The sequence below is a fragment of the Microcystis sp. LSC13-02 genome, assembly GCA_002282935.1.
GTDB lineage: Bacteria > Cyanobacteriota > Cyanobacteriia > Cyanobacteriales > Microcystaceae > Microcystis.
The window spans coordinates 23,958-34,267 of sequence record MTBT01000222.1 but is presented as its reverse complement, the minus strand read 5'-3'; the positions used below and the strand labels follow the sequence as shown (position 1 = coordinate 34,267).

The following is a 10,310-nucleotide window of genomic DNA, read 5'->3' as shown; positions in this document are numbered from 1 at the left end:
GGTTCAGTTTTTAGCTTGGTTATCGCTTTTTCCATTGTAGCTTAAAGCCGTCCTAAAAGGACGGGGTTTTAACCCAAATTTTCGATAAATGTTAACTAAGCTGTTGACTATCCACAGTCTTTCTCATCAACTGGATTCACAAAAACGAGAGGCAGCCTGATATAGTGAGAGGTCGGAATGATGTTTATCAAGCAATTTTTATGTTAAAAGCTGGAATCGTGGGACTGCCAAATGTGGGGAAATCGACCCTATTTAACGCTCTGGTGGCTAATGCCAAGGCCGAGGCCGCTAATTTTCCCTTTTGTACCATTGAACCGAATGTGGGTGTGGTATCCGTCCCCGATGAACGTCTGGAGGTTTTGGCTAAAATCTCTAATTCTGAGAAAATCGTGCCGACGCGGATCGAATTTGTCGATATCGCCGGATTAGTCAAGGGTGCGAGTCAGGGGGAAGGATTGGGTAATCAATTTTTGGCTAATATCCGGGAAGTGGACGCGATCGTTCATGTGGTGCGCTGTTTTGATAATGATGATATTATTCATGTTTCCGGTTCTGTGGATCCGGCCCGCGATATCGAGGTGATTAATCTAGAGTTAGCTCTAGCGGATTTGGGACAGGTGGAGAAGCGGGTGGAACGTTTACGCAAACAGGCGAAAAATAGCAAGGAAGCCGCCGAAGAATTGGCTATCCTTGAAAAAATCCTAATTTGTCTTAATGACGGTATTTCGGCGCGAAAAGTGGATTTAAGCAAAGAGGAAGAAGAGTTAATTAAAAATCTCGGTTTATTGAGTCGTAAACCGATTATTTATGCCGCGAATGTTAGCGAAGATGATCTGGCCACGGGTAATGATTGGGTAGAAAGTGTCCGTCAAATTGCCCAACAGGAACAGGCAAAAGTTGTGATCGTTTCTGCTCAAGTGGAATCGGAATTGGTGGAATTGTCGGAAGAAGAAAGAAAAGATTTTCTCGGTTCTTTAGGAGTAGAAGAAGGGGGATTAAAATCTTTAATTAAAGCTACCTACGAGTTATTAGGACTGCGTACCTATCTCACCACCGGTCCCCAAGAAACCCGCGCATGGACGATTATTTCTGGCATGAAAGCACCCCAGGCAGCCGGAGTTATTCACTCGGATTTTGAACGGGGTTTTATTCGTGCAGAAACCGTGTCTTATCAGGATTTAGTTAATAGTGGCACAATGAGCGCCGCTAAAGAAAAAGGTTTAGTCAGAAGTGAAGGCAAGGAATACATTGTTCAAGAAGGTGATGTTTTACTATTCCGTTTTAATGTATAGCTAAAAATAAATCAGGTGAGTGCCACCCACCTGATCAAAAGGCTAAACAATTTTACTAAAATAACACGAGAGCATGACTGAATTTATTCAGTCGTCTGCAATGTTTTGATATAATCCCTCAAGATTTCTGCCCTAAACAATCTCTAAGCTTTTTTTACTCACTTTGGTTAACATTAAACTGAATTTTTTATCTCTTGACATACTCTAATTTATATTCTACAATCAGAGTATAGGAGCAAGTTATTGTTTAATCAAGATGGCGATGCTTTCTGTCCACTAAAAGACTGGTTTGTTAGGAATGCAGTCGAGGCTAAAAATAGTCTATCTATTCAACAACCCGCATGGGGAAACGGTCAAATCAAGCGCAGTAAATGAAAGAGCAAGGATTGTTATTTTCCCAAGACAGCCTGTTACCTGAAAAACTCCCGCAAATTCAGGAATTACGGCCTTCTAACAATCTTGCAGCAGTTTTTGAAGAGTGCCACAATTATATTTACGCCAACGAAGGAATGCTTAAAGACAAGATTTTTCACGAGATGGTTAAACTAATCATCATCAAACTTCATGATGAAAAATCTGCCAAGCAATCGGTAAATTTTGGCGTTACAGCAAGTGAATATAAAGCCATCGTAGCCAATAAGTCCGATGAATTTATGTCGCGTCTCAGTCAATTATTTACCTCCATCAAGAATCATTATCGGGGATTTTTCACCGATGACACATTCAAGTTAAAACCTTTGACTCTTGCTTATATTGTAGGAAAGTTACAGTACATCAATTTAAGTAAAACATCTGGCGATATAAAAGGTGAAGCCTTTCAAACTTTTGTAAATAGACACCAGCGTGGAGATAGGGGAGAATTTTTTACCCCTCACCCAATTGTACGCCTTGCGGTTGAAATGATAGACCCCAAACCAAAAGAAAAAATTATAGATCCTGCTTGCGGAAGTGGTGGTTTCTTAATTCAAGCAATAAACCATGTTCGACAAAATAACCCAGAGTTCGATATAGCAACTTTTGTGCAAGAAAGTATTACGGGAATTGAATTTAATCCCGATGTCGCCCTTTCGGGAATGATTCGTTTAGTTTTTGAAGGTGGCACAGGTTCAGAAATTATCTGCACTAATGCGCTTATCGAAGATGAAAAATTAAATAACTCTTTTGATGTTATCTTGACCAATCCTCCTTTTGGAAATAAAGGCAAAGTAGAAGACCAGAAAATTCTTCAATCATATCTTCTTGCCCGGAAATGGCATAAATCAGCGTCCAATGGTTGGGAAGTTTCCCCAACCGTTTTAGCAGGTCAGTCGCCCGATATTTTATTTATTGAGAAATCTATAAAATTATTGCGTGCAGGTGGTCGCATGGCAATTGTTTTACCCGATGGTCTATTACAAAATATCTCTAATGGACCGATTCGCTATTGGTTGCGCTCCCAAGCAAAAATATTAGGTGTTGTTTCCATCCCCACAGAAGCTTTTGTACCTTATGGCACAGGAATCAAGACATCACTTTTAGTAGTTCAAAAATTACCAGCAAACAATGATTCTTGTTTTATGGCACAAATCAAAAAAATAGGCTATGACGTTAAAGGACAAACAACATATAAGCGCAACGAGTCTGGAGTTATAGCCCAAACAAAATCAGGTTTGCCAATAGTTGACGATGATATAGATGATATTTCTCAATCTTTTACGTCATTTATCAACGGCGAATTTGCACAAAACAGCGATTGTATTTATACAGTTAAGAACACCCTGCTCAATTCGAGACTGGATGCCGAACATTATTTACCCAATGACCAAAAATTATTAGAACATCTAAAATCTATTGGGGCGAAACCTTTAGGTGAAATTGCCGATATTTTGAGAGATTCAGCTGATTTTCGTTTAGCCAAGGACAGTGAAATTAGATATATAGCTATTGCCGATGTTGATTATCGTACAATGCAAGTTGTTTCTCAACAAATAATCAAAGCACATGAAGCTCCATCTCGCGCAACATATAGAGTGTACAAAGGTGATATTATTACAGCAATTTCAGGAGCAAGTACAGGAACCCCACGTCAAGCAACAGCCCTAATCACGGAAGATGAAGACGGAGCAATTTGCTCAAATGGATTTTCGGTATTAAGAAATATTCAGGGAGTCGAGCCTTTGTTTTTATTAGTATATATGCGAACAGACTTTTTTTTGCGCCAGATTAAAAGGTACATGACAGGTCATGCTATTCCTACTATTTTAGTGGATGATTTGTCAAAAGTTTTAGTGCCTATTCCACCCAAATCTGAACAGCAGAGAATAGTAAAAAGTATGGCTGAAATTCAAGCAATTAGAAAAGAAGCGTTAAAAGCAAGTGAGAATGTTGTTAACGAAATGAGTCTTTTACTTGGCCAATTTGAGTAAGGCAAAAAGCAGGTTAAGCCTAGAACAAGTCTTAAGGTGGTTGATTTATCCCAACCTTAAGACAGGACTAGAATACTTGGCATAAATCAACAGGGATTCTCAATTCGCTTGGGAAATGTGCGTCGCCAGGGCCGCCGATTGTAGGATGGGGGTAGTGGTGACGGAATCCGTCGCTAGGGTAAAGAGAGGATTGGAGAGGATACCAGCTAGGGAAGTCGCCACTAGGGAGAGGACAATACCCACCTGTAGGGGACGCATCCCGGTAAGAGTCCAATTGATAACGGGGTAATTTTTCACCGCATCGGACATCTCTTGGGGTTCCTTGACCACCATCATTTTGACCACACGGATATAGTAGTAAATCGAGGCCACACTGGTGACTAAACCCACGAGGACGAGGGCATAAAGTCCCGCTTGCCAACCGGCCCAGAATAGATAAATCTTGCCAAAGAAGCCCGCTAGAGGCGGAATTCCGCCCAAAGAAAGCAGACAGATGCTTAAACAGAGGGTTAGGAGCGGATCCTTCTGGTAGAGTCCCGAATACTCAGCGATCTGATCGGTTCCGGTTCTCAGAGCAAAGAGAATCACACAGGCAAAAGCGCCTAGGTTCATGAACAGGTAAATTAACAGATAGAAAATCATGCTAGAGTAACCTGCGTCAGTACCGGCGGTTAAACCAATCATGACAAAACCCGCCTGACCGATCGAGGAATAGGCTAACATCCGTTTCATGCTAGTTTGGGCCAAGGCAACCACGTTGCCGAGGATCATACTCAAAATTGCTAGGGCGATAAAGATAAACCGCCATTGTTCGCTGACTAGACCGAAAACCGTCACTAATAGGCGAATTGCTAGGGCAAAACCCGCCGCTTTCGAACCCACCGAGAGGAAAGCGACCACGGGAGTGGGTGAACCTTCGTACACATCAGGAGTCCACTGGTGAAAGGGAACCGCCGAAATTTTGAAGGCGATACCGGCAATCACAAAAACTAATGATATCGCCAAGGCCAGGGACTGACCACCGTTAACAGCGGTTAATTTTTGAGCAATGGCGCTTAAACTGGTTTCACCTCCAGATAAACCGTAGAGAAGGGAAACACCGTAGAGGAAAATCGCCGAACTAGAAGCTCCAATTAACAGGTATTTTAAGGCGGCCTCGTTCGAGCGAGGATCCCGCTTCATGTAACCGGTCATTAGATAGGAGGAAATACTGAGCATTTCTAGGGAGATGAAGATCATCACCAATTCACTAGCGCCAGATAGGAACATTCCTCCGAGAGTTGCGGTGAGCATAATGGCCAGGAATTCCGCTAGGGAAGTTCCCGCTTGTTCCACATAACGGACAGACATCAGCACTGTGGAGGCGGTAGAAAGGGCAATAATCCCCCTAAAGACGATACTGAGATTATCCCCCTCAAAAGCCCCTAAAAAAGCCACCGGTTTCGGATTGTCCCAGGCAAAATAGAGAGCAACCACAGCAGCGAGCAGACCAGCGATCGCAACGTAGGGCAGCCAACTTCTGGCACTCCGTCCCACGATTAAATCGCCGATTAAAATCACCATCAGGGTAATAATCAGGATTCCTTCAGGCCAGATAGCACCGGCGTTTAGCTGACTGGCAACAAGACTAGAAAAATCCATATTGATTGAGGTTAAAGGAATTTGAAGTTAAAAAAGGCTTAATACAAGCTTAGGGCATTTCATCAGTGATTCAGTGATCAGTTATCAGTTATCAGTGATCAGATGTGAGTTTTCAGTTCACCGATCGCCGCTATCGAGTTAAAATATCTAAAAAACCTGATAAATTTGATATAATCTTAGCTTTTATGGGTATTTTAGTTGTCTATTGTCTTTTTTATCCTCCTGTCTCGGAGTCTCGGAGTCTCCTCAGCTAAATGAAAATCTTTGATTTTTGCAGCCGAGCTAATTTCTGATGGTGACAAGTTGTCACCGAGATGTATCCACGTTAACAGGGAAAAAGTGAAAACTCAGGAAATCATGACATAGACTGGCATCGTTAGTTGTCAATGAAGGATTCTGGTAAAATCAAGCTAGGGGAAACACCCGAAAAATCAGTTGTTTGTGAGCCATCCGCTTGATTTTGTTGTTGAAAAACTTTCTAGTTCGCTCAATCCTTTTCCTTTAGCGATCGCTTGAATGAGTAACGAAACCTATCTCAATCATCCCACTTTCGGTCTATTATACAGAGTCTGTCTATTAGAAGAACATCAGGAATTATTTACCACTCTTTATGCCCAACGTCTTTTTTTTCTGGTGACGGTGGGTCCCAAAAAAGTCTCGTTCGATCCGATTAGTCGTTCCGATGCTCGTCTTTTAGTGGAAAACCGGCTGCGGAATTTGCGACGGCGCAGTAATATGCAAGAATTTAACAGTCTCAACCAAACTTATCAACAAACCTTTTCAGTCTAGTTCATGACGATCACTAGTCGTATCGAGTCAATCCGTCTTACCCTACCCCCCTCCACGCGCCTGATTGCCGTCAGTAAACAGGTATCGAGCGATTATATCCGTCAAGCTTACCAAGCAGGAGTGAGAGATTTTGCTGAAAGTAAGCTACAGGAAGCAATCTCGAAGCAGCAAGAACTAAAAGACCTCCCAGATATTTCTTGGCACTTTATCGGGCATCTACAGGCAAATAAAGCCCGCAAAGTTCTAGAATCTTTTGATTTAATCCATTCCCTCGATAGTTTAAAATTAGCCCAAAGACTCGATCGCCTAGCGGCGGAATTAGAGATTAATCCCCAAGTTTTGCTACAGGTGAAAGTTGTCCCCGATCCCGATAAGTTCGGTTGGGACACGGACGAATTACTAGCAGATATTCCCGCTTTAGTCAACTGTAAACAGCTAAAAATTCAAGGTTTGATGACAATTCTGCCCCAGGGATTATCCGCCGGGGAAAAGTTAGCCGCCTTTGAAAAAACCGGCGATTTAGCCCAAATAATCGAGAATAGCTCTAGTTTATGCCTGCCTCATCTATCCATGGGGATGTCTAACGATTATCCTCTCGCCATCAAGGCTGGAGCCACTTTGATCCGGGTGGGAACCAGCATCTTTGGTGATCGCATCTACTAAGCCATCTCCGTAAATTTACAGAAAAAACCCCTAGAAATTTTAATAATCGGTGACAATATATCTTAAAATTACAGCGTCTAGTCTAGAAACCGGTGGTTAGAAATGAGGAATTGACTTTTTCCCAATCCCTGAAAACTATCCCCTGATAACTGATAACTGAAAAGAGGGAACTAACCTCTGTCTCCAGACGACTAGAATGACGAACCCTTAACAAAATAGTTCCCCTGTACCAAGTAAGAGCAAAAGTTGTTAAAGGCCACTAAAATAACCCCGACTCTAGCCAAGACCACCTAAAAAATCTTTTGAAGGACACTTAGACTGTGAACAACATTTTTACCAAACTCAAAGATTTTGTCGGCATCTCCGAACAACCAGAAGACGAAGACGAAACCGACTACGAAGAAATGAACTGGGAAAAGTCTTCCCCCCAAGATAGGGATCAAAACGAAGAAGAAGATCCCCTCAATCGTCGTCAACGCGAACCTTTAAATCTCAGTACAGCCACATCTATGGGACTCAACAGAAGCAACGTGATCGGTATGCCAGGTATTAACAACAATAATGCAGAAGTAGTAGTGATCGAGCCCCATTCCTTCGAGGAAATGCCCCAAGTTATCCAAACCCTGAGAGAACGCAAATCGGTGGTTTTAAACCTCAACGTCATGGATCCCGAAGAAGCACAAAGAGCCGTGGATTTTGTCGCCGGTGGCACTTACGCGATTGATGGTCATCAAGAACGCATCGGTGAGAGTATTTTCCTATTTACCCCCAGCTGCGTTAAAGTTAGCACCCTTTCCGGAACTATTCACGATATCACCGACAACCCGAAAATGGCTCGTCCCGTTTCCCCCGCACCTGCTTGGGGAGCCGAAAGCAGTCGATTAGCTCAATGAATCCTCCCATAGTCCTCTCGTTAAGTTTGTCGAAGCTAGAAATCGATCGATTCTCGAGAGGATGCGTTTTTTTGGGGGTAAGATCTCTAAATCTGCCTTTTTTTCTTTTTACTTTTTACTTTAAATAATACTGTGTCTATTCGTTTAGGAATTATTGGTGGTGGAGTCATGGCCGAGGCCATTCTCAGCCGTTTATTAAAAAAAAATATTTATAGTCCCGAAACGGTGTTAGTCAGTGAACCCCAATCCCAACGGCGCAACTTTTGGGTTAATACCTACGGAGTACAAGTCAGTGAGGATAACCGGGAAGCCGCTAGAGCAACTGAGGTGTTAATCTTAGCGATAAAACCGCAAATTTTAGAGCAAGTAGTGAATAGTTTGCTGGGAATACCCGAAAAACCCTTGATTATCTCGATTTTAGCAGGAGTTACCCTCAATCGCTTAGAAATGGGCTTTCCCGATCGCCCCGTGATCCGGACGATGCCCAATACCCCGGCCACGGTGGGACAAGGAGTTACAGCGATCGCAGCCGGTCGTCATGCGGAACCGGAACATCTGGCCGTAGCCAGAGATATTTTTGCGGCCGTCGGTTCGGTGGTGGAAGTTCCCGAGGCTTTGATGGACGCGGTAACGGGATTATCGGGATCGGGCCCGGCATTTGTGGCCTTGATGGTGGAAGCTTTAAGCGATGGTGGTGTGGCGGCCGGATTACCGCGAGCGATCGCGTCTCAATTGGCCCTAGAAACAGTTTTAGGGACGGCAACCCTATTAAAAGAATCGGCCATACATCCGGGAGAATTAAAGGATCGCGTCACTAGCCCCGGGGGAACCACGATTGCTGGGGTGAGACAATTAGAAAAAGGCTCTTTTCGATCGACTATTATCGAGGCAGTAGTGGCGGCCTATCATAGATCTAAAGATTTAGGGCGTAGTTCCGAAAAGTAATCTTTGTATCTTTTTTTACCCATAATTGATGTCTCGATCTGTGATAAGATACGCAGCAATTCTTGTCCAGAAAAAGTGTATGAATAAGAAATCTTATCGTTTTGATTTAATGGCATTAATTGCCATTGCAGTTTTTTTTCTAGGGATTGTTTTCTGGAAAGTCCCGCTTCATTATCCCTATATCCTTAATTTTGATGAAGCGGTGGCCATGGTACTTGCCTACGTCACTAAACAAGGTTATCGTCTCTACGAACAAGTTTGGCACGATCATTTATCGGGTTTATCTATTTTACTAAATGGTTGGTTAAGCGTGACAGGATTTACTATCCATGCGGCGCGCATTATGGTGCTTTCTTTGTCCACAATTATGTTAGGAATTTTTTATCTAATTCTGAGAGTTAATTGCGGAATATTAGCCTCTTGTTTATCGGTATTCATTCTCTCAACCTGTCTAGTTTATATTACCCTGTCAACGACAATGTTGCGGGAATTACCCTCACTTTTTTTTACAATTTTAAGTATTTTTATTATCTTTAAAGCCCTTCAATTCACGGGTAAGCTTAAGTATGGGCTGTATTTACTCAGTGCCATTGCTTTCGTTTTTTCCCTGCAAATTAAACTTTCAGGCATTACTATTATCCCAACTGTAGCTTTAATTATTTTTCTTAATCAACAGAATAGTTTTATTAAAAGAATCATTGATATTGTTATTTGGTCAGTCGCTGTCGTTTTAGTCTTTGTCTTGGGTTCCCTGACTATTTTTCCTTTTTCCTACGCAAATATCATTAAATCTCATGTCAGTGTTGCCTCTAGTTTCGGTGAAGAAAATCTCACCTTATTGACTCTCTTACAAAGCGCCCTACAACAGGAACCAATTTATCTGATAGTCACAGTGATCGCTATTATAGCGATGGTTTTTACTCGCAATATAATACCACTTTTACCGCCGTTGGTCTGGTTAGGTTCTAATCTATTTAGATTTGCCACAGTCGCCCCAATTTGGCCTTATTATTATATCCATTTAATTATTCCTGCCGTTTGGATAATTGCCTTATTTGTCGAACAGTTAAAAATTACTGATAGCCTCGGGGAATTTCAGCAAAATCGCAAAATAACCAGAGTATTAATACTTAAAATGCTGATTTTTCTCTCCCTGTCTGGTCAATTTATCTTTAATACCTTAAGAATAATCACCAATCGTGATCCCTCAATTAATGCCTACGTTCAATTTAACAAAAGGTATAAACCTCTTTTAGCAGAAGCTGTGTTTGAAAAATTTAAAAACTCCGATAAACTTCTGTTAACCGATAATCCTCACTACATATATCAATATTTCTTGAAAACACCACCAGAAACTGCTGTCATCACCAGAAAGAGATTTATCAATCAGAATCTTGATGGGGATTTTATCCTAGAAGTTATCGAAAAAAGACAGCCCGATTTGGTTTTTCTCTATCGATTTGAAAAGGAATTTCTGCAATCATCAAAACTCAAGGATTATTTAGAGAAAAATTATATCCAGTTTCCCGACAAGCAAGAAAAAGGAACTCTCTTTATCAGTCCGAAAACTTGGCAAGAATATAAAAGTAAGGCTAATTAGGGTCTGCTGAATAATGGTAAAACCCTTTTAAAATAAAGCTTTTGACCTGTTAAAGTCCGATGTTAGTGCAAGAAAATAGGAT

The 10,310-nt window shown here is 41.8% G+C and carries 8 protein-coding genes; 7 read left to right on the top strand and 1 reads right to left on the bottom strand.

What is annotated here, in order from left to right; translation table 11 throughout:
- Positions 1-200 precede the first annotated feature (200 nt).
- Both ychF and BGL89_RS13895 read left to right on the top strand, forming a co-directional pair.
- Entirely contained in the window at positions 201-1,292 is a 1,092-nt protein-coding gene (gene ychF, locus BGL89_RS13900) for a redox-regulated ATPase YchF (protein ID WP_286826198.1), read from the top strand.
- 371 nt (positions 1,293-1,663) lie between these two features.
- Positions 1,664-3,697 (top strand): N-6 DNA methylase, encoded by a 2,034-nt coding sequence (locus BGL89_RS13895; protein WP_286826196.1) that lies wholly within the window; start codon positions 1,664-1,666, stop codon positions 3,695-3,697.
- 99 nt (positions 3,698-3,796) lie between these two features.
- Here the strand turns inward: BGL89_RS13895 and BGL89_RS13890 are convergent, their stop codons facing one another.
- Complete coding sequence (locus BGL89_RS13890; protein ID WP_286826195.1) at positions 3,797-5,338, bottom strand: NAD(P)H-quinone oxidoreductase subunit N; 1,542 nt, start codon at positions 5,336-5,338, stop codon at positions 3,797-3,799.
- Positions 5,339-5,854: 516 nt separating this feature from the next.
- Between BGL89_RS13890 and pipX the strand changes: the two genes are divergently transcribed.
- The 5 genes from pipX (at position 5,855) to BGL89_RS13865 (ending at position 10,228) form a co-directional block, all read left to right on the top strand.
- Complete coding sequence (pipX, locus tag BGL89_RS13885; RefSeq protein ID WP_002796317.1) at positions 5,855-6,127, top strand: transcriptional coactivator PipX; 273 nt, start codon at positions 5,855-5,857, stop codon at positions 6,125-6,127.
- A gap of 3 nt (positions 6,128-6,130) precedes the next feature.
- Positions 6,131-6,790 carry a YggS family pyridoxal phosphate-dependent enzyme gene (locus BGL89_RS13880; protein WP_286826194.1) on the top strand — a complete coding sequence of 220 codons (660 nt, stop codon included), beginning with the start codon at positions 6,131-6,133 and terminating at the stop codon, positions 6,788-6,790.
- 320 nt (positions 6,791-7,110) lie between these two features.
- Positions 7,111-7,683 carry a cell division protein SepF gene (locus tag BGL89_RS13875; RefSeq protein ID WP_002796314.1) on the top strand — a complete coding sequence of 191 codons (573 nt, stop codon included), beginning with the start codon at positions 7,111-7,113 and terminating at the stop codon, positions 7,681-7,683.
- A gap of 132 nt (positions 7,684-7,815) precedes the next feature.
- Positions 7,816-8,628, top strand: coding sequence for a pyrroline-5-carboxylate reductase (gene proC / locus BGL89_RS13870; RefSeq protein WP_286826193.1), 813 nt, complete (start codon positions 7,816-7,818; stop codon positions 8,626-8,628).
- Between the two features lie 79 nt (positions 8,629-8,707).
- The gene (locus BGL89_RS13865; RefSeq protein WP_286826192.1) at positions 8,708-10,228 is read left to right on the top strand and encodes an ArnT family glycosyltransferase; all 1,521 of its coding nucleotides are present in this window, start codon (positions 8,708-8,710) and stop codon (positions 10,226-10,228) included.
- Positions 10,229-10,310: the final 82 nt, after the last annotated feature.